This is a genomic window from Pseudomonas morbosilactucae (assembly GCF_023241665.1).
In the GTDB taxonomy this organism is placed as follows: Bacteria; Pseudomonadota; Gammaproteobacteria; order Pseudomonadales; family Pseudomonadaceae; genus Aquipseudomonas; species Aquipseudomonas morbosilactucae.
The window spans coordinates 88,811-107,952 of sequence record NZ_JALQCX010000026.1; the positions used below are offsets into that span (position 1 = coordinate 88,811).

Annotated in this window: 17 protein-coding genes; 6 read left to right on the forward strand and 11 right to left on the reverse strand. The window is 64.0% G+C overall.

What is annotated here, in order from left to right:
- The first annotated feature begins 1 nt into the window (after nt 1).
- Both M1B35_RS14815 and M1B35_RS14820 read left to right on the forward strand, forming a co-directional pair.
- Nucleotides 2-679, forward strand: a complete 678-nt coding sequence (locus M1B35_RS14815) for a type 1 glutamine amidotransferase domain-containing protein (protein ID WP_268262331.1) — start codon at nt 2-4, stop codon at nt 677-679.
- Between the two features lie 71 nt (nt 680-750).
- Entirely contained in the window at nt 751-1,377 is a 627-nt protein-coding gene (locus M1B35_RS14820; protein WP_268262332.1) for a glutathione S-transferase family protein, read from the forward strand.
- Nucleotides 1,378-1,407: 30 nt separating this feature from the next.
- Here the strand turns inward: M1B35_RS14820 and M1B35_RS14825 are convergent, their stop codons facing one another.
- The gene (locus M1B35_RS14825; protein ID WP_123334133.1) at nt 1,408-2,406 is read right to left on the reverse strand and encodes a LacI family DNA-binding transcriptional regulator; all 999 of its coding nucleotides are present in this window, start codon (nt 2,404-2,406) and stop codon (nt 1,408-1,410) included.
- Between the two features lie 187 nt (nt 2,407-2,593).
- Here M1B35_RS14825 and M1B35_RS14830 point away from each other — a divergent pair, with 187 nt between their 5' ends.
- Genes M1B35_RS14830 through M1B35_RS14845 form a run of 4 tightly spaced genes read left to right on the forward strand, consistent with a single transcriptional unit; the run spans nt 2,594 to nt 7,046 of the window.
- Nucleotides 2,594-3,760 (forward strand): Gfo/Idh/MocA family protein, encoded by a 1,167-nt coding sequence (locus tag M1B35_RS14830; RefSeq protein WP_268262333.1) that lies wholly within the window; start codon nt 2,594-2,596, stop codon nt 3,758-3,760.
- Nucleotides 3,757-4,860, forward strand: a complete 1,104-nt coding sequence (locus tag M1B35_RS14835; protein WP_268262334.1) for a sugar phosphate isomerase/epimerase family protein — start codon at nt 3,757-3,759, stop codon at nt 4,858-4,860. Before M1B35_RS14830 ends, M1B35_RS14835 begins: the two co-directional genes overlap by 4 nt.
- Nucleotides 4,861-4,902: 42 nt before the next feature.
- Complete coding sequence (locus tag M1B35_RS14840; RefSeq protein ID WP_268262335.1) at nt 4,903-6,138, forward strand: nucleoside permease; 1,236 nt, start codon at nt 4,903-4,905, stop codon at nt 6,136-6,138.
- 38 nt (nt 6,139-6,176) lie between these two features.
- On the forward strand, nt 6,177-7,046 hold the full coding sequence (locus M1B35_RS14845; protein WP_268262336.1) for a sugar phosphate isomerase/epimerase family protein: 870 nt from the start codon (nt 6,177-6,179) through the stop codon (nt 7,044-7,046).
- Between the two features lie 46 nt (nt 7,047-7,092).
- On the opposite strand, the gene M1B35_RS14850 is transcribed toward M1B35_RS14845, so the two are convergent.
- Genes M1B35_RS14850 through M1B35_RS14895 form a run of 10 tightly spaced genes read right to left on the reverse strand, consistent with a single transcriptional unit; the run spans nt 7,093 to nt 18,973 of the window.
- The gene (locus M1B35_RS14850) at nt 7,093-8,259 is read right to left on the reverse strand and encodes an MFS transporter (protein ID WP_268262337.1); all 1,167 of its coding nucleotides are present in this window, start codon (nt 8,257-8,259) and stop codon (nt 7,093-7,095) included.
- Complete coding sequence (locus tag M1B35_RS14855) at nt 8,256-9,335, reverse strand: ABC transporter substrate-binding protein (RefSeq protein ID WP_123334122.1); 1,080 nt, start codon at nt 9,333-9,335, stop codon at nt 8,256-8,258. Before M1B35_RS14855 ends, M1B35_RS14850 begins: the two co-directional genes overlap by 4 nt.
- On the reverse strand, nt 9,332-11,149 hold the full coding sequence (locus M1B35_RS14860; protein ID WP_268262338.1) for a M3 family metallopeptidase: 1,818 nt from the start codon (nt 11,147-11,149) through the stop codon (nt 9,332-9,334). The genes M1B35_RS14855 and M1B35_RS14860 overlap by 4 nt, the downstream gene beginning before the upstream one ends.
- A gap of 7 nt (nt 11,150-11,156) precedes the next feature.
- The gene (locus tag M1B35_RS14865; protein ID WP_268262339.1) at nt 11,157-12,029 is read right to left on the reverse strand and encodes a cupin domain-containing protein; all 873 of its coding nucleotides are present in this window, start codon (nt 12,027-12,029) and stop codon (nt 11,157-11,159) included.
- A 3-nt stretch (nt 12,030-12,032) separates the two neighbouring features.
- Nucleotides 12,033-12,926, reverse strand: coding sequence for a transporter substrate-binding domain-containing protein (locus M1B35_RS14870; RefSeq protein ID WP_123334117.1), 894 nt, complete (start codon nt 12,924-12,926; stop codon nt 12,033-12,035).
- Entirely contained in the window at nt 12,923-14,272 is a 1,350-nt protein-coding gene (locus tag M1B35_RS14875) for an LLM class flavin-dependent oxidoreductase (protein ID WP_268262340.1), read from the reverse strand. The genes M1B35_RS14870 and M1B35_RS14875 overlap by 4 nt, the downstream gene beginning before the upstream one ends.
- A gap of 8 nt (nt 14,273-14,280) precedes the next feature.
- Nucleotides 14,281-15,033 (reverse strand): amino acid ABC transporter ATP-binding protein, encoded by a 753-nt coding sequence (locus M1B35_RS14880; protein ID WP_123334113.1) that lies wholly within the window; start codon nt 15,031-15,033, stop codon nt 14,281-14,283.
- Nucleotides 15,026-15,826, reverse strand: coding sequence for an amino acid ABC transporter permease (locus tag M1B35_RS14885; protein WP_123334111.1), 801 nt, complete (start codon nt 15,824-15,826; stop codon nt 15,026-15,028). The genes M1B35_RS14880 and M1B35_RS14885 overlap by 8 nt, the downstream gene beginning before the upstream one ends.
- Nucleotides 15,823-16,560: an amino acid ABC transporter permease gene (locus tag M1B35_RS14890; RefSeq protein WP_123334109.1), complete on the reverse strand. Its 738-nt coding sequence runs from the start codon at nt 16,558-16,560 to the stop codon at nt 15,823-15,825. Before M1B35_RS14890 ends, M1B35_RS14885 begins: the two co-directional genes overlap by 4 nt.
- Nucleotides 16,561-16,570: 10 nt before the next feature.
- A complete protein-coding gene (locus M1B35_RS14895; RefSeq protein ID WP_268262341.1) occupies nt 16,571-18,973 on the reverse strand; it encodes a TonB-dependent receptor plug domain-containing protein in 2,403 nt (800 codons plus the stop codon).
- Nucleotides 18,974-19,142: the final 169 nt, after the last annotated feature.

Sequence of the window (19,142 nt, forward strand, 5' to 3'; positions counted from 1 at the left end):
AATGAAAGTTCTGATGGTTCTCACGTCTCACGATCAGTTGGGTGACACCGGCTTGAAAACCGGCTTCTGGCTTGAAGAATTCGCCGCCCCTTATTACGTCTTCAAGGACGCCGGCGCCGAGGTGGTGCTGGCCTCGCCAGCGGGCGGCCAGCCACCGCTGGACCCGAAGAGCGAACTGGCCGACTTCCAGACTGAAATGACTCACCGATTCAACGCCGACCCGGCGGCTCAGAAGGCCTTGGCCAACACCGTCAAGCTCGACACGGTCAGCGAGCAAGACTTCGACACGGTGTTCTACCCGGGTGGGCACGGCCCTCTGTGGGACCTGGCCGAGTCGAAGACGTCCATCAGCCTGATCGAGTCCTTCGAACGTGCCGGCAAGCCCATCGGCTTTGTCTGCCACGCTCCGGGGGCGCTGCGACACGTGAAGGCCGCTGACGGCGCACCGCTGATCAAAGGCCGTCGCGTCACGGGGTTCACCAACGGCGAGGAAGCGGCCGTCGAGCTGACCGATGTCGTACCGTTCCTGATTGAAGATGAGTTCCAGAACCTGGGTGGGCATTACGAAAAAGGGCCGGATTGGGCTCCCTTTGTGATCGAAGATGGCAAGCTGATCACCGGCCAGAACCCGGCCAGTTCCGAAGGCGTGGCCAAGGCCCTGGTCGCTCAGTTGAAGTAACCGCCAGGCGTACCTGAATCCCGCCTGGGGTTCAGGTATACCGAGCCTCTCCCTGATTACCGAGACCTACCATGATCACACTTCACCACCTCAACGCGTCGCGCTCCCTGCGTATCCTGTGGCTGCTGGAAGAGATCGGCCAGCCTTACACGTTGGTTCGCTATCAGCGTGATGCGGCCACTCATCTCGCTCCAGATTCCCTGAAAAGCATTCACCCGCTGGGCAAATCCCCGGTCATTGAATTCGAAGGGCAGGTGCTGGTGGAGTCGGGCGCCATCGTCGAGTACCTGATTCGGCGTTTCGCGCCCCAGTTGGAGCCGGCGTTCAGCTCGCCGGAATACCTGCAATACCTGCAATGGATTCACTTTGCGGAAAGCTCGGCCATGGTGCCGGTGCTGCTCAAGGTGTTTACCCAGTTCGAAGCCAATGCCGGCACCCAGCTGAAGTTTCTCGACGGCTACACCCAGACCGAATTTGAGAAGGTCCTGGGCTTCCTCGACAGCGTGCTGGCGGACAAAACCTTTATCGTCGGCAACACCTTGTCCGGGGCCGATTTCATGTTGGCTTTTGTCGCCATCACCGTGGTCGAGCAACTGGGGGCGGGGGCGCAATATCCCCACCTGGCGGCCTACCTGCAACGCCTGACGGCCCTGGACAGCTGGAAACGCGCGCTGGCGCTGGAGCATCAGGGCGCCTGATAGGCGCGGGTGTCGAAGTTCAGCGCACGGCTAGCGCGCTGACGGCGGCGCCGAGCTTTTACGGATCGTCAGTTCAAACGGCAGTATCACCGGCTGCGGGGGCGTGGTTTTCTTTTCGATCAAGTCGATCAGCATCTCCACGGCCCTGCGTCCAAAGCCCTCGGCGGGCTGGGCGATGGTGGTCAGCGGCGGGTCGCAGTACTGCGCCAGCGGAATGTCATCGAACCCCACCAACGAAATATCCTCGGGCACGCGCAGGCCCGCTTCCTTGATGCGCTTGAGCGCACCAATGGCCATCTCATCGTTCTCACAAAACAGCGCGGTCGGGCGGTCCGGCATCGTCAGCAGGGTGGCGGCGCCGTCGTAGCCGGCGCGCAAGCTGAAGTCGCCGTGGCAAATAATCGTGGGGTCGCTGGGGATGCCGGCCTGATCCAGGGCGGCCTGGTAACCCGCGACCCGATCCTGGGTCAGGGGGCTGCTTTGAGGGCCCTTGATCAGGCCGATCCGCCGATGGCCCAGACTGATCAGGTGTTCAGTCATTGCCTGGGCGGCGGCATGGTTGTCGAGGCTGATGGTGGGGTGGCGCCCACCCTTGATCACTTCGCAGGCATTGACCATGGGCGGGGTCTCAAGGCTGTCGGCGGGGAAGGGGTCGAAGGCGCGCAACTGGATCACGCCATCGGCCTGGTGGGCATAGACCAGTTCGGCAAATTCACGCTCGATGTCTTCGCGGCCTTGGGTGTCGCACAGCAGCAGTCGGTAGCCGGCGGCCTGGGCGGCCTGTTGGGCGCCGCTGATCACGCGGGCAAAAAAGGTGTTGGCAATTTTCGGGACCAGGATCACCAGGTTGGCGGTGCGCCGCGAGCGGAACTGCACCGCCATTAGGTTGGGGCGATAACCGGCTTGCTCGACGGCAGCATTGACCTTGTCCCGAGTGGCCTGGCGCACGCATTCGGGTGATTTCAGGGTGCGCGATACGGTGGCCACCGAGACGCCGGCGAGCCGGGCGACTTCACGAATATTGGACAAAACCACCTCATCTTCAAACTGTGGGTCGGGCGAGCTTACAGCAGGTCCGTCTGCGCTGAAATCCTTGCGAGGGGCGATCGAGTATTTGACAGCCTGCGTCACAGCGCATAGATTTCCGCTCAAATGTAACCGGTTACATTCCGGCTTCAACCCGTCGCTCAGCCGGCCCGAACAGAGAAAAACAGTGATGAACACAGTGATACCCAAAATAAGAATGGGCTTTGTCGGTGGAGGCGAGGGTTCGTTTATTGCCCAGGCGCATCGCCAGGCAGCGGGCCTCGATGGGCGCTTCGAGCTGGTCTGCGGTGCGTTCAGCCGCGACGCACAGAACAACCTGCGCACGGGCAGCCACTTGGGCCTGGCGCCATCACGCTGCTACAGCACGTGGCAATCGATGCTGGAGGCCGAGCGCGCGCTGCCGGCCGAGCAGCGCATGGAACTGCTGGTGATTGTCACCCCCAATCATCTTCACGCACCGGTGGCCAGCGAAGCGTTGGCCGCCGGTTTTCATGTGTTCAGCGAGAAGCCCGCGGCCTTGAACCTGGCTGAGCTGCAGGCCCTGAAAACCCGCTTGCACAGCAGCACCGGGCTCTATGGCCTGGCCCACACTTACCTCGGCTACCCCATGGTCTGGCAAGCGCGAGAGATGGTACGCAGTGGCGTGATCGGCGCGGTGCGCAAGGTGCTGGTGGAATATCCCCAAGGCTGGCTCAGCCAGGATGTGGCCGGGCAGGGCAACAAGCAGGCCGAGTGGCGGGGGCAGCCGGCATTGTCCGGGTTGGGCGGCTGCATCGGCGATATCGGCACCCATGCCTTTTCCCTGGCGGAGTTCGTGGCCGATCAAGCCGTCACCCACCTGTGCGCCAGCCTGGGCGTGCACATCGAAGGCCGGCAGCTGGATGACGACGCCGCCATGCTGCTGAAGATGGAGCAGGGCGCCAGTGGCGTGCTGATCGCCAGCCAGGTCTGCGCAGGGGAAGAGAACCCGCTGAGCATTCGGGTCTACGGCGACAAGGGCGGCCTTGAGTGGCGCCAGGAACAACCTGCCAGCCTGATTCATCGCTCATTGGACCAACCCATGCGTGTCTTGCGTTCCGGCACCGGGCAGCCGTGGTTGTGCGAGGCCGCGACCCAGCGTATGCGCTTGCCCGCCGGCCATCCCGAAGGCTACCTGGAAGCCATGGCCAATCTGTATGGCGATTTTGCCCAGGCCATTCGCGGTGAGGTCAAAGGCCACACCGTGCCGGGTGTGCCGGGGATCGAGGTGGGTCTGCGTGGCATGGCCTTTATCGAAGCGGCCATCGCCAGTCACAGCAGCGATGCCAAGTGGACCCCCCTGGAGTGCAGCCGATGAAACCGCAGACGCCTGCCGAGACCCCAAACGACCTGGCCCCTCAAGGCCTGCGTGGCCCCGGGATATTCCTGGCGCAGTTCATCGCCGATGAAGCGCCGTTCGACACTCTGGCCAATATCGCTCAATGGGCAGCGTCCCAGGGCTACACAGCCATTCAATTGCCGACCCTGGGCACGCGCTACATCGACCTTGAACGCGCCGCCGAAAGCCAGAGCTATTGTGATGAATTGAAGGCCGTGTGCGCCAGCGCCGGGGTTGAAATCAGCGAACTGTCCACCCACCTGCAAGGGCAGTTGGTGGCCGTGCACCCGGCGTTCGATGCGCTGTTCGATGACTTTGCGCCCGCTCATTTGCGTGGCCAGCCCCAGGCACGCACCGAGTGGGCGATCGAGCAATTGAAGCTGGCGGCGCGGGCCAGCCGGCGTCTGGGCCTGACCGCCCACGCGACCTTTTCCGGGGCTTTGCTGTGGCCCTACATGTATCCCTGGCCGCAGCGCCCCGCCGGTTTGGTGGAGCAAGGTTTTGCCGAACTGGCCAAACGCTGGCTGCCGATCCTCGACTGTTTTGATCAGGCCGGTGTCGACCTGTGCTACGAAATCCACCCCGGGGAAGACCTGCATGACGGTGCCTCATTCGAGCGTTTCCTCGACGCCGTCGATCACCACCCCCGTGCGGCCATCCTTTATGACCCCAGCCATCTGCTGCTGCAGCAAATGGATTACCTGGGCTTTATCGACCGTTATCACTCGCGCATCCGCATGTTCCACGTCAAGGATGCGGAGTTCCGTCCCGATGCGCGCTCCGGTGTCTATGGCGGTTACCAGGGTTGGGTCGAGCGCCCTGGGCGCTTCCGCTCGCTGGGTGACGGCCAGATCGATTTCAAATCGATCTTCAGCAAGCTGACCCAATACGGCTTCACCGGCTGGGCCGTGCTGGAGTGGGAGTGCTGCCTGAAAGACTCCGCCCAAGGCGCTGCCGAAGGCGCGGGGTTCATCCGCGACCACATGATTACTCGGAGCCAAAAGGCCTTTGACGATTTTGTCAGCGTGGCCAGCGATGCGGCTTCCAACAGGCGTTTGTTGGGCTTGCCTGACGCCTGAGTTTCACCAGTTTCTTTCAATAACAATAAGACGGTGACTGTTATGACGTGGATGACTGCGCGCTTGAGCGCCATGATGTTTCTGCAGTTCTTTATCTGGGGTGGCTGGTTCGTCACCCTGGGCACTTTTCTGTCCAGCCAGTTGGGCGCCAGCGGCGGTCAGATTGGCATGGCGTTCTCGACCCAGTCCTGGGGCGCGATCATTGCCCCATTCGTGATCGGGCTGATCGCTGACCGTTTCTTCAATGCCGAACGCATCCTGGCGGTGCTGCACCTGGTGGGGGCGGTGTTGCTCTATCAGCTGTACCGGGCGCCGGACTTCGGCGCGTTCTATCCCTACGTGCTGGCCTACATGATGATCTATATGCCGACCCTGGCATTGGTCAACTCTGTGGCCTTTCGGCAGATGCGCGACCCGGCACTGGAGTTCTCGCGCATTCGGGTGTGGGGCACCGTGGGCTGGATCGTCGCCGGTGTGGTGATCAGTTTTGTCTTCGCCTGGGACTCGAAAGACGCCATTGCCAGCGGTGGCCTGCGCAACACCTTCCTGATGGCGGCGCTGGCGTCCCTGGTGCTGGGCCTGTACAGCTTTACCCTGCCGAGTACCGCACCGCTGAAGTCCGAGACCCGCCGCAGCGGCCTCAAGCAGATACTCGGTCTGGATGCCCTGGGCCTGCTGAAAGACCGCAGCTACCTGGTGTTCTTCATTGCCTCGATCCTGATCTGCATCCCGCTGGCGTTCTATTACCAGAATGCCAATCCGTTCCTCGCGGAAATCGGCGTGACCAATCCCACCGCGAAGATGGCCATCGGGCAGGTCTCCGAAGTCCTGTTCATGCTCCTGCTGCCCCTGTTCATTCACCGCTTCGGCATCAAGATCGCGCTACTCATGGGCATGCTGGCCTGGGCCTTGCGCTACGTGCTGTTCGCTTACGGCAATAACGCCGACCTGGCCTTTATGCTGTTCACCGGCATTGCCTTGCACGGCATCTGCTACGACTTTTTCTTTGTCTCCGGGCAGATCTACACCGACGCGAAAACCCCCGAGCGCTTCAGAAGCTCGGCCCAAGGCCTGATCACCCTGGCCACCTACGGCTTTGGCATGCTGATCGGCTTCTGGGTCGCGGGCCATGTCTCCGACTACTACGCCACTCCTGCGGGCCATCAGTGGCAGAGCATCTGGTTGTTCCCGGCGTGTTTTTCCTTGGGCGTGGTGCTGGTGTTCCTGTTTGCCTTCCGCGATGCGCGAGCCGTGGAACTGGCGCCCGCCAAGGCTTGAGCAGCCACGAATTCATAACAATAAATAAGGAAATTGCGATGCGCGTACTCAAAAAAATGGCATTGGCCACCCTCGTCGCCGGCTGCGTACTGAATGCCACAGCGCTGCTGGCGGCCCCCGCCGTCGATCGACAAATCGCCTTGCAGATGTACACCCTGCGCAATGTCGGCACCCTGGAGCAGCAGTTTTTCCTGGCACAGAGCGCCGGGTTTTCCGCGGTCGAGTTGGTCGGTGACCAGGGTGTCAGCCGGGATGAACTCAACCGGCTGCTGAAAAAATACAACCTGGCCGTGACCTCTGCCCATGTGCAACTGGAGGCCCTGCGTCGCCAGTTGCCTGAAACCATCGCCTTCAACCGTGCGGTGGGCAACAAGGTGCTGGTGGTGCCTTACCTGCAGCCCGCGGATCGGCCCACCAATGCCAGGGGCTGGCAAAAGCTGGGCGAAGAGCTGAATGCTTTGGGTGCCCGCTTGCGCAAGGAGGGGATGCGGCTGGCGTATCACAACCATGATTTCGAGATGAAAAAATACCAGGGCAAGACGGGGCTCGAATGGCTGGTGGATGCCACCCGGCCCAATAATCTGGCGCTGGAGATAGACGCGGCCTGGGTGTCACGCGGTGGGCAAGACCCGGTCCGGTTGATCAAGCGCTACCCGGATCGGCTGTTTGCCCTGCACGCCAAAGACAACGCCGGTATCGGGGTACGCGACGATGAACGCAACTTCGCGCCCCTGGGCGAGGGCCTGCTGGCCTGGGGTGAAATCGTCGCGGTAGCGCAAGAGGAGGCCAGACCTCTGTACATCGTCGAGCATGACTTGCCCAAGGATCCGGCAGCGATCATCCGCGCCTCCAAACTCAACCTGCAACGAGAGCTGCAGCGTGAGGGACGAGACAGAAAACTCGAGTGAGCCTTGATGCAAAACGCCCCGGTTAGCCGCGTTTTGCATCGACCTTTTAGCGCCTCGATTGTCCCTCGCGGGTGATCCGTATGCCGGCCAGGCCGACGGTACCCGCGATGAGCACGAGCCCCCAAAGCGGGAACAACAGTTGCAGGCCGACCAAGTGACTGAGTAGCCCAGCGAGCACGGCACCCAGTAGCATGCCCAGGGTCTGGGCGAGGTTGAACAGACCCGACAGGCGACTTTTGTCCGGTTGCAGCCGTGCCAAGCGCGCCACATTGGCCAGGTGGATGGCAGCGCTGGCCAGGCTCAGCAGCAGGGCTGCCAGCAACAGCACGGCGAATTGCCGGGCCCAGCCCAAGAGCCCGAGCGCCAGCAAGGCGATCACCAGGGCGGCGGGGTAAACCCGTCGATACCCCCATCGACTGATCAGCGACCCCAGCCCGAACAGGGCCAGCACCGACACCACGCCCTGGGCCGATACCAGGGCCACCGCTTGGTACTGCGGCCAGTGCAGTTCTTCGATGCACAGCACCAGGACAAAGGTCGCGAACACACTGCTGGTGGCGCTGCTGGCGCACTCGATCAGGCAGCTGTCGGTCAAGCTGCGCTGACCCAGCAGGCCGCGCAGTTGCTCGCCCAGGCTGCCGCTGGCGGGGGCGACGTGGCTTTCCTGCCAGAAGCCCAACCCATACAGCGCCATGCCGGTAAAACACAGGGCAATCACCCCGAAGGCCCAGGCAAAACCCGCCGCGCCGTACAGCAGTGCGCCCAGCCAGGGGCCGAGCAGGCCCAGGCCGATCATCACCGAACCGCGAAACCAGCCCGCCCGTTTCAAGCCCAAACTCGGCAGTTGCTGAAGGAACAAGGTGTTCATGGCCACCACCCGAAACGGCACGCAGGTCCCTACCAACAAACGCATGGCCGCCAGCCACCCCCAGCCGGGCACCAGCAGGATCGCCAGGTTAAACAGAGCCGGCCCCAGGCTCGCCAGCAGGTACACCCGTCGCGAGCCGAAGCGGGCGATCAGAAAGCCGGCGGGCAAGGTCAGGAACACCATGCCCAAGGACTCCATGGCACTGATCAGGCCGATTTGTGCCGTGTTGGCGCCCAACTCCAGGGCGTACAGGGTGGTAACGATTTTCGCCATGCCCAGGGTCGAGCCACTGACCACGGCAAGCAGCAGGAAGTGCCGCAGGAACCCACGGGCCGGCGGGGTCATTGCGGGTCTTCGAACAGCCCAGACAACTCCACCACAAGGGCCTCGGCGGCCTGTAACGGGGCCGGGTCGATCCAGCTGGCAAACTCAAAGTCGGCCGGCAGGAACCCCTCGCGCAGGAGGAAGGTTTTTTGCGCTTCCAGCCCCTGGAGGTAGGGCGTGCTGAGCCCAGGGCGCAGGTGGTGATGGAAGTGCTCGCCATAGCCCTGCCAGATGGCGGCGGGTGTGGATTGGGTTTCAGCGGCGAGGGCGGTGACGGCGGCGTCGGGGTGTTGCCGTGCCCAGTCAGCGGTGGCGATCAGCACGGCCAAGTAGCGTGCCACCAGTTCCGGTGCCTGCTCCACCAGGCTGCGGTTGACGGTGATCGGGCGTGGTGTACCAGCGTTGACCCGCACCAGCGGGTCTGGGTGTTGATTGATGTCGAGCAGGGCGCGCAGGCCATGCTGTTCGGCCAGTTGCACGCTGTTGGCGCCCTTGGCGTAGATGGCCGCCACATCGCCGTTGAGCAGGGCCCGCAACAGGGCGCTGCGGTCGTCGCCGGGCGACGCCTGGCCGGTTTCACGCAGGTCGAACTCACCGCCGTCGATATCGACGAAGGTCACCTCGTCGCGGCTCACCTCGGCCAGTTCCAGGGCCGTCAGCAGGCCCCGCAAATGGGCGGTGCGGGCGATGTCGACATTGCGTGTCTGGTGGCGTGGCAACCCCAGGCGCTGACCGCGCAGGTCCGCCGGCACCCGCAGCGGGCTGTCCTCGCGCACCAGCAGCACCTGGCGCTCGTCGACCCAGGTAATGCCCACCACGACGGTGTCTTGGCCGCTGGCACGGGCCCAGATCGGCGGTACGTTGCCCCCCTCGCGGAACAGGTTGTCATGGCTGTGGTTGTAGTGGGCTTCGCGCACGCTGGCTTCGCTGGACGCGCGCACCGACTCCAGGGTGATGCCGTGTTCGGCGAACGCACGGTGCAGCCAGCGGTAATGCTGGGCAATTCCGGAGGTGGTCGGCACCGGGCAGCGGCTGTACCACAGCGACGAGCAGCCGCTGGCGATGTGGGTGATGGGGGCGGCGGGAGAGTGAGTCATGCGGGTTCCTTGGCGTTGAGCAGGGGGGAGGCCAGCTGTTCGAACAGCCCGACCCAGTGATCGATGATGCGCAGCACCTCGCGGAAGCTGTCGGGCTGGCCCATGTCCAGGCCCAGGCTGTGCAGCAGGGTGGGTGCCGATACGCTGCTGCCTTGTTGCAGCAGTTGGCACCACTGGCCGGCTGCGTGCGGGTCGCTGGCCAGGCGTGGCAGCACCAGGCTGGCGATGCTCTGCCCGGCCGCGTAGGTGTAGGGGTAAAGGCCCATGTAGTAATGCTGCTGGCGCAGCCAGGTCAGGCCGGCGTCGGCGTCGATGTCCACGGCATCGCCCCAGAAACTGCGCAAGACCTCCAGTTTGGTGCGTTGCAGGCTGGCGGCATCCGGCAGTACGCCGTCGTCCGCGGCGTCATAGACGCGGTACTGGAATTCCGACTCAAGGTAGTGGGTGACGAAGTTGTGGTAGTAGCTGTTGAGCAGTTCGAACACCGCCGACAGTTGTTGTTGCGGGTCACCGGTGTCCAGCAGGTGCTGGGCCAGCAGCAGCTCGTTGAGGGTGGACGGGGCTTCGATGAAGTAGCGCAGGGGCGCAGCGTTCAGCGCCGACTGATGTTGCTGTGACCAATGGAAGTGCACCCCATGGCCCAGTTCGTGGGCCAGTAGAAACAAATCGCGCGGGGTGCCGGTCCACGTCATCAGCACATAAGGGTGGGGGCCCAATGAGCTGGCGCAGCCGGAGCTGTCGGCCTTGTTCGGCTGCTGGCCGTACTCGATCCAGCCTTCATCGAAGGCGCGCTGCAGCACCTGAGCGTACTCCGGCCCCAGGCGGGCACCGGCGGCCACGATCAGGTTGCGGGCCTGGTCCAGGGATACGCTGCCGGCGAGTTGCGCCGGGTAGGCCTTGAGGTCGTGAAACGCCAGGCGCTCAAGCCCCAGAAGGCGCCGCTTGATCTCGACAAAACGGCGCATCAGCGGTGCCAGCTCAAGGTTGAACACCTCACGCTGGGCCGTGAAGTAGGTGCCGGGCACTCCTTGCAGCCAGAACAGAAAATCCAGGGTCCGCGGGAACCCGCGCAAACGCGCCAGGCTCACTTGGCGCCCGATTTCACCGGCATAGGCCGCTGCAAAGCCATGCTGGTGAGGTTTGACTGCGTTGGCGAAGACGCGCTGGGCACTGGCCCGCAGCACCGGGTCGGGACTGGTTTCGAAGTGCTTTTCAAACAGCGGCAGGCTGAAGGCCTGTCGCTGGCCAGCCTGGTCGATGACCTCTTCGAAACGCAGGTCGCCGGCCTTGATTCGTCGGTACAGCTGCACCGGCAGTTGCAGGCTCGAGTCCAGGGCGGCCAGCGCTTGTTCGGTGTCCGCCGTCAGGTAGTGCGGGCGACCCTCACGGTACAGCCGGGCTTTGCCGCCGTAGGCCTTGAGCCCTGGCGTGGCCTGCTCCCAGCTGTCCCAGGTACTGGCTTCCAGGGCGGCCAGGTGGCTGACCAGGGCAATGTTCAGGCGGCCGATGCCTGCCGTCAGTTCCCGCAGGCGGCTGGCGTGGGTGTGCACTTGGGTGTTGCGGGTGTCGACAAACGCCTGCACCCCGACGTAGGTGGACAGCCGCCCCAGTTCCCGCTGCAACTCATCCAGGCGCTCCAGCCAGACCAGCAGCGCGGGCCCAGTGTCAGGCAATGCCAGCGGACTCAGGCTGGCCTTCAAGCGCGACTGCAATTGGTCGCGGGCCTGCTCCCAGGCCTGGGGCCCGGAAAACAGGTGCTCCAGGGCGCAGACCACGGCCGCTGGGCGCTGTACCGCAAGGGTCGATTCGCTCATGACGCCCTCAACGCAGGTGGGTGAAGTAGCTGTAGCCAAGGCGTGCCAGGCGTTGCGCCGCCAACTCCACGGCCGCCACATCGCCCAGCAACACCACCGGCACTTCAGGGTGCCCCTGCAGGCCCTCGATACTGGCCGGCCAGTCTTGCAGGCTGACCGGATGCGGGCTGGCCAGGTTGTCCAGCAAGGGGTCTTGATGGTCGACGCTGATCACTTGCAGTGGCAGGCCGCTGGCCAGCGCCGCGCTGAACTCGCCGAAGGTGGCCGGGTGCACGCCGGCCACGGCCTTGCGTTGGCCGGCTGGCGGGGTGTTCTTGTAATTCGGGCTGCCCGCGGACTCGAAGACCGGCAGGTTGGCGTTGGCGTCGTCGTCCAGGCCGGCGTCGTAGAGGTGCAGGTGCAGGGTCTGGATGTCGTCCTCCACCTCCAGGGTGTGGAACAGGCCACTGCCGATAAACGCCGTTTGCCCCGGTACTACATCGTCGATGCGCAGCGGTTCGAGGCGCCCCTGGCCCTCCACCGAAGCGTCGTCGGTGCGCTGGTAAATGCGGTTGCGCTCCAGGCCCTTGACTGCGCCCATGGCCACCCATGCCGGGTGGGTGTGCGGCTGGGTCTGGGTTTTGCCGTAGATGCCGCCGGTGATGTACAGCGCGTTTTGCAGGTCGCTGTCTTCCCCCAGGCGATAGAGCCCGGCGTGGGTATCGAGCTTGATCGGGAAGCTGGCAATGGGGAACAGCTCGCGTTGCTGGCTCAAGGTGTCCAGGGCCTGGCGAATGCGCGCGATAAAGGCCGGGCTTTCAGGCTGCTCTTCGCGCTTGGTGGCGCGCACTTCGTTGATCAGGGTCTGGATGGCTTGGCTGCGTCGATGGATCAGGGACATGTCTTAGTGCTCCGCATCAGGGGTTGGGGTGCTGTATTGGCTGTGCATCTGGGCGACCCAGGCGTTGGCAGGAATGCCGTAGCGATTTTCCAGGTCGATGATCAGGCCGCTGCGATGCCAGTCCGCGACCACCTCATCGAGGAAGGCGCGCAATTGCGGGCGCTGGTTGCGCAGGGTGATGGACCAGTAGGCGTAGTCTTGGCTGGGCAACTTGATCTCGAAGTTGTTCCAGACCTGCTGGCCGTCCCGCCGCAGGAGGATCTCGAAGTAGGTGTCGTACGCCACCAGGCCCACGCAGCGACCGTCGACCACGGCTTTTTGCGAATCCACTTCGCCGCCGAAGTAGGTGACAAAGTCGATGCCATAGCGGCGTTCGCCGGTCTTGAGCCAGGAGTTGGTCGGCGACGAGCACACCGGCTTGCCGCGCAACGACTCCCAGCTTTCGACATGGCTGGTTTTCAAGGCCAGGAGCGTGGTGCCCGAGCGGTAGAAACCTGGTTCGGCAAAGTCCAGCAGGGCTTTGCGTTCCGGCGAGTTGGAGAGGGTCGAGATCATGAAATCGCAGCGGCCCTGGCGCACGAACTCGATGCGATTGGTGGGGGTGACCCGCACCACGCTCAGTTCCAGCTTGCGCTCCAGCCGCGCTTCCAGGCGCCGATGGGCATCGACGATCAGGTCATGGACCAGGCCGGCGGGTTTGTCCTGGGCGTCGTAGTAGGCGAACAGCGGGAAGGCCATGGTGGTGCACACCGCCACCCGTCCGCGTTCCTGGATATAGGCCAGGCCATCGCCCAACTCTTGGGCTGCGTGTACCGGGCTTGAGGGCCACAGCAGCAGGGCCGAGAGCAGGGCGCCGGCCAACGTCGCGGCACCGTGGCGATTCGGGGATCGGTTCATGCCGCACCGCCTGGTGCGACGGCCCGGAAGCGATTGGCCGGGCGCTGCAGGCCGAGCTTTTCACGCAGGGTGCCGGGGGCGTAGTCGTGCTTGAACAGCCCGCGCTCACGCAGGATCGGCAGCACCTGATCGGCAAAATCCCGGAGGTTATCGTCCAGGTACAGCGGCTTGAAGTTGAAGCCATCCGCGGCACCGGACTCGAACCAGCGCTGCAGGTCATCAGCGACGTCCTGGGCGGTGCCGGTAATCACCCGATGACCGCCGGAGCCGGCTACCTGGATTGCCAATTGGCGAATGCTCAGGTTGTGTTCCCGGGCCTGGCGCAGGAACAACGCCTGCTTGCTGCGATTGCCATTGGTCAGGGCCAGGTCGGGCAGAGGGCCATCCAGCGGGTATCGGGAGAGGTCGGTGCCACCCGACAGCGCAGAGAGAAACGCCACAGCGACATCGATGTCGATCAGTTCATTGAGGGCCTGCAGTTTGTCTTCGGCTTCCTTGCGTGTGCGGCCCACCACCGCCGACAGGCCCGGCATGATCAATTGCTGGTCGGCGGCCCGCCCGGCACCCACCACCCGGGCCTTCAAGGCACGATAGAAGTCCTGGGCCGGCGCCAGTTCCTGCTGGGTGGTGAACACCACGTCGGCCACCCGCGCGGCCAGGCGCAGGCCTTCTTCCGAAGAGCCGGCCTGCACCAGCAATGGGTGGCCCTGGGGCGGGCGCGGCACATTCAACGGGCCCTGCACCCTGAAGTGCTCGCCCTGGTGATTGAGGGCGTGCACTTGGTCGAGGTCAAGGAAGCGACCGCTGTGCTTGTCGCGGATAAAGGCGCTGTCCTCCACGCTGTCCCACAACCCCTTGACCACATCGACAAACTCCTCGGCACGGCGGTAGCGGGCGCTGTGTTCAAAATGCGCTTCGCGGCCGAAGTTGGCGGCCTCGGCGTCGGTCAGCGAGGTCACCAGGTTCCAACCGGCGCGGCCATGGCTCAGGTGGTCCAGGGAGGCGAAGATCCGCGCCACATGGAACGGCTCGTGGTAGGACGTGCTGCTGGTGGCCACCAAGCCGATGTGACGGGTCACTGTCGACAGTGCCGCGAGCAGGGTCAGGGGCTCCAGCACTGCGCTGCCGGCGGAGCGCTCGGCGGTGGCGTTGCCGCGCACGGGAAAGGACAGCCGGTCGGCGAAAAACAGCGCGTCAAACCCCGCCGCCTCGGCAATCTGCGCGGTGCGCCGATCGGCCTCGAAGTCCAGCAGGTTATTGCGCGCCTCGGGGTGACGCCAACCGGCCACATGCGCGCCAGCGGCGGCGGGAAACAGGAACAGCTTGATATGCCGGGGTGCGGTCATGGGGATTCTCACAGGCAGTTTTCGAGAAAGCGCTGGGTGCGCGGATCTTGTGGGGCACCGAACAGTTGCCCGGGGGGGCCTTGCTCGACGATGCGTCCCTGGTCGGTGAAATAGATGCGGTCGGCGATGTCTCGGGCGAACTGCATCTCGTGGGTCACGATCAGGCAGGTCACGCCACTGGCCGCCACGTCCTTGATGGTGTTGAGCACCTCTTTCACGGTTTCCGGGTCAAGGGCGGCGGTCACTTCATCAAACATCATCACGTCGGGACGCATCGCCAGGCTGCGGGCGATCGCCACTCGCTGCTGCTGGCCGCCCGAGAGCTGGCCGGGGAAGGCCAGTGCCTTGTCTTCCAGGCGCACTTTACGCAGCAGCTCGCGAGCGTGGATGCGGGCGTGCTCCAAGGGCTCCTTGAGCACGCTGGTGGGGGCCAGGGTGATGTTGTCCAGCACGCTCAGGTGCGGGAACAGGTTGTAACTCTGGAAGATCAGGCCGATGCGTCGGCGCAACGCCAGCAAGTCGACCTGCGGGTCATCGACGCGGATGCCGCAGACTTCGATTTCACCGGCATCGATTGGCGCCAGCCCGTTGAGGGTGCGCAGCAGGGTCGACTTTCCGGAACCGGAGGGGCCGATCAGGCAGACGATTTCGCCGGCGGCCACTTCCAGGGAGAAGCCGTTCAGGACCCGGGTGGCCTGGTAGGACTTGTGTGCATCGCGAACGATGATCTGCGGGCGCGACGGGACGGTTGGCTCAGTCATGCAGGCTCCATTTACGTTCCAGGGCTTTTGAGTAGCGGGAAATCGGGTAGATGTAGAAGAAGAACACCAGGAACACGAACAGGTAGCCGGGCAATAGCAGCTCGGGTCGCGACTCGGCGGCCAGGCGCAATTGCATGGTGGTCATCAGGTCTTCGATGCCCAGCAGGCTGGCCAGGGCGGTGGCCATGGTCACCGTGCAATACAGGTTCATCCAGGCCGGCAACATGCTGCGCAGGGCCTGGGGCAGAATCACTTTGCGCAGCACCTGGCGGCGATCCAGGCCCAAGGTCGCAGCAGCTTCCCATTGCGCCAGGGGGATCGACTGGATGCCGCCGCGCACCACTTCGGCGGCATACCCCGAGGCGGTCAGCGACAAGCCCAGGGCGACCTTGATCCAATCCGGCACCTGACGGTATTCACCGAACAGGCGGACCTCGAACGGGATCAGGTACATCATGAAAAAGATCACCACCAGCCACGGTGCATTGCGAAAGAACAGGGTGAAGGCCCGGGCCGGCCGTGCCAGGGCCGCACGTGGCGAGACCTGCATCGCCCCCAGCAGCGCCCCGAGCAGGGTGGCGAATAGCACCGAGACCAGGCCGATGCCGATGTTCACACGGAAGCCGTCGAACAGCGCCGGCAGCCAGCCGAGCAACAGCGCCACGGCGTCGCGATTGGCCAGCAACCAGTAAGCGGCGCCGGCCAGTACCGCCAGAGCCAGTACCCCCATGGGCGACAGCAGGCCTCGGTGCCAGGCAGCCCTGGCTTGAACGTTCAAGGTGTGACTGTTCATACGCCGTGGTACCCCGGTAATGTCAGGCGCCGCTCCAGGGCGCGCATGCCCATGGACACCAGCCCCAGTAGAAGGAAATAGGTCAGGAACAGCACCGCCATCATTTCCGGCACGTTGTAGTTGTCACTCCAGATCCGGTTGGCGGCGTAGGTCAGCTCCGGCACGGCGATGGCGTAGGCCACCGACGTTGATTTCACCGATTGCGCCAGGCCGTTGCCCAGGGCCGGCAAGCTGTTGCGCAGGGCCAGAGGCAGTACCACCTTGCGAAAGATCTGCGCCGGGGCCAGGCCCAGGGATTGCGCGGCTTCGCGGGTGGATCGCGGCACCGCATCGAGGCTGCCGCGAATGGCTTCGATCTGATAGGCGCCGCCGTGCAGGCCGAGCACCAGCACCGCCCACAGAAAGTTGCTCAGCAGGCGGCTGTGGCCGCTGTCCTGGTTCAACTCGAACGACAACAAGGCGCCCAGACCGAAGTAGAAAAAGAACAGCTGGATCAGCAGGGGCGTGTTGCGCATGACCTCGATGTACAGCCCGGTCAGTTGCCGCGCAAACAGCCAGCGGGATCCTTTGAGCCAGGCTCCGATGACCCCTATCGTCACCGCCAGCAGCACGCTCAGCAGGCTCAAGGCCAGGGTCAGCCCCAGCCCGAGCAAGAAGCGTTGGCGATCGATCGGGTCCCAGACAATTGTCAGGTTGATCCCGAGGCCGGTCATGGCCTGTTGCAACGAGTCCATAGTCGGCGCCTTACCAGGAGTAGTTCAGGTTGGCGTAATAGAAGGCGCCATCCGCGGCCAGCGGTGAGTAGCTGGTGTATTGGAACGAGCCGCCGGTGTTGTTCTCGGCGCGGGTGCGGTCGGGGCGAACGTCGAACAGGTTGTCGGCGCCCAGGCTCAGCCGCCAGTGATCGGCCCAGGAGTAGGACGCGGAAAGGTCCAGGGTCCACTTGGCATCGAACTTCTGGTCCAGGTCTTGGCGGGTGTTGCTGTAGATCCAGAATGCGCCGTAGCGATTGAGGGCGGCATGCAGGTCCAGGCCCTGTGCGGTGAACGAGTAGTCGCCACCGATGATCAGCTTGTGCCGCGGGTTGGTGTCCGTCAGCTGGCCAACTTCGCGGCGCTCCACCAGGGTCACCGGAATCCCCAGTTGCTGGAGGACGCTCGGGTTGGGCGCCAGGTCGGTGACTTTGGTGCGGTTGTAGGAGTAACCCAGGGTGCTCTTGAAGCGGTCGCCGTTGCCCAGCCGGTAGCGGTATTCGGCCGCCAGGTCGGCGCCGATGGTGCGGGTGTCCGCCGCATTGGTCATGTAGCGCACGCTTTGGTAGTTGCTGTCGGTGACCCCGTTATCCAGCAGGTATTGACGGGCTGCCGCTGACGTCACCGGCAGGCTCGACGACAGGTTGATGCGGTCCGCCACGCTGATACGGTAGGCATCCAGGGTCAGGCTCAGGTTGTCGGTGGGGCGCAGGATCAGGCCGAGGGTCTGGCTCACCGACTTCTCGGCCTTCAGGTCTTCGGCGCCGAGCAGGCGGGCGATGTTGGAGTCCACGGCGAAGGTCCCCGATTGCACGGTCACCACACCGTTGCCCAGGTCCTGGCCCTGGGTCTGGATGCTGGAATAGTGCTGCTGGGTCAGGCTGGGGGCGCGAAAGCCGTTGGATATCGAGCCGCGCAAGGCGATGCGCGGGGTGAAGTCGTAGCGCGCCGCCAGCGAGCCCGACAGCGAGTTGCCAAAGTCGCTGTAGTTTTCGTGGCGCGCCGCCACTGACAGGCTGAGCTTGTCCACCGGTTTGAGTTCCAGGTCGACGTAGCTGGCCAGGCTGTGGCGGCTCCAGTCGCCGGCACTGCGCGGTGAAATGCCCGGCATGGCCAGGGCCCCGGAGCCGAACCAGGAGGCGTCGTCGCCGGACTTTATTTCCAGGTCCTGGGCCTGGTACTCGAAGCCGAAGGCAAAGGACAGTGGCGACGCCAGGCCGATCTCGAAGGCCCGGGACAGATTGAGGTTGCCCACGCTCTGGCGGGTTTCGTAGGTGCCATTGTAGAAGTGCGTCGGCGAGCTGCCCGTGGCGTTGTACAGCGCCGTGTTCATGCTCTTGATGTAAGGCTTGTAGGTGTTGCGGCCCCAATCCAGGGAGGCGTCGTACTGCCAGTCGCTGGTCAGGGCGCCCCGTCCGCCAAACACTAGGGCCTGGTCTTCGATCACCGGGTCGTAGCGGGGCAGGAAGCCGTCCGGGTAGAGGTTGACCACGGTGGCGGTCTTGCCCTGGCGGCTGTAATAGCTTTGCGCGTCGCGGCGGCTGAAGGTGCCGAAGCTGTAGAGCTCGACGTTGTCGTTGATGGGCAACTGGGCGTTGAACCCCAGCTTGGCGCTTTCCAGGGCCGGGGCGCCGACTTTGTAGGTGGTCTGGCCATACAGGCCATCGTTACGTGCTGCGGGCGATGTATCGGGGCCGGCGCGGTTGGTGGCCTCGTTGTTCTGGCCCTCGGCCGATACTGTCAAGGCGCCGTGCTCGCCCAGCGCCAGGCCGGCGTAGCCCTGGAGCTCGCGGCGAGTACCGTCGCCCTCGTCATAGCGCCCGTAAGTGGCGTTGATCGCGCCGCCTTCGCGTTGATTCTTGAGGATGATGTTGATCACCCCGGCAATCGCATCCGAGCCGTAGCGGGCCGATGCGCCATCGCGAAGCACTTCGACCCGTTCGATGGCCGACACCGGAATGGCGCCCAGGTCCGTGGGGTTGGTGCCGCGCCCGAGGGCACCGCCGGTGTTGAGGAATGCGCCATTGTTGCGGCGCTTGCCGTTCACCAGGACCAGCACTTGATCCGGGGCCAGACCGCGCATCACCAGGGGGCGCACGGCTTCACTGCCTACGGTGTTGTGGGGGCGCGGCACGCTGATCGAGGGCAGCAACTTGTTCAGCGCCCCCGCGAGGTCGGCGGTGCCCTGGCTGCTCAGCTGTTCGCTGGTGATGATGTCGATGGGTTGCAGTGATTCGCTGGCCCGGGTGCCTGTGGTCCGGGTTCCGGTGACCACGACGGTGTCCAGAGCGGTGGTGGCGGTCTCGCTGCCGGGCTGGACGGCAAAGGCCAGCTCGGTGAGACCCAACAGGGGGAGTGCACCCAAGGCGAAGGTGTAGAACGGCTCTTTTCTCATAATGTTGGCTCGATCGCTGTACTGCGTGGTTTGAGTGCGATCTGCCGACAGGTACGCGATAGCGAAATATTTATCAGCCTTTCCTTGGCTCTTGCAGGTTGATCCTCTAGGATCCTGCACATCGACTGCGTTTTTTAACGTTTAAATAGCTTTATTGAATTTCTTTTCC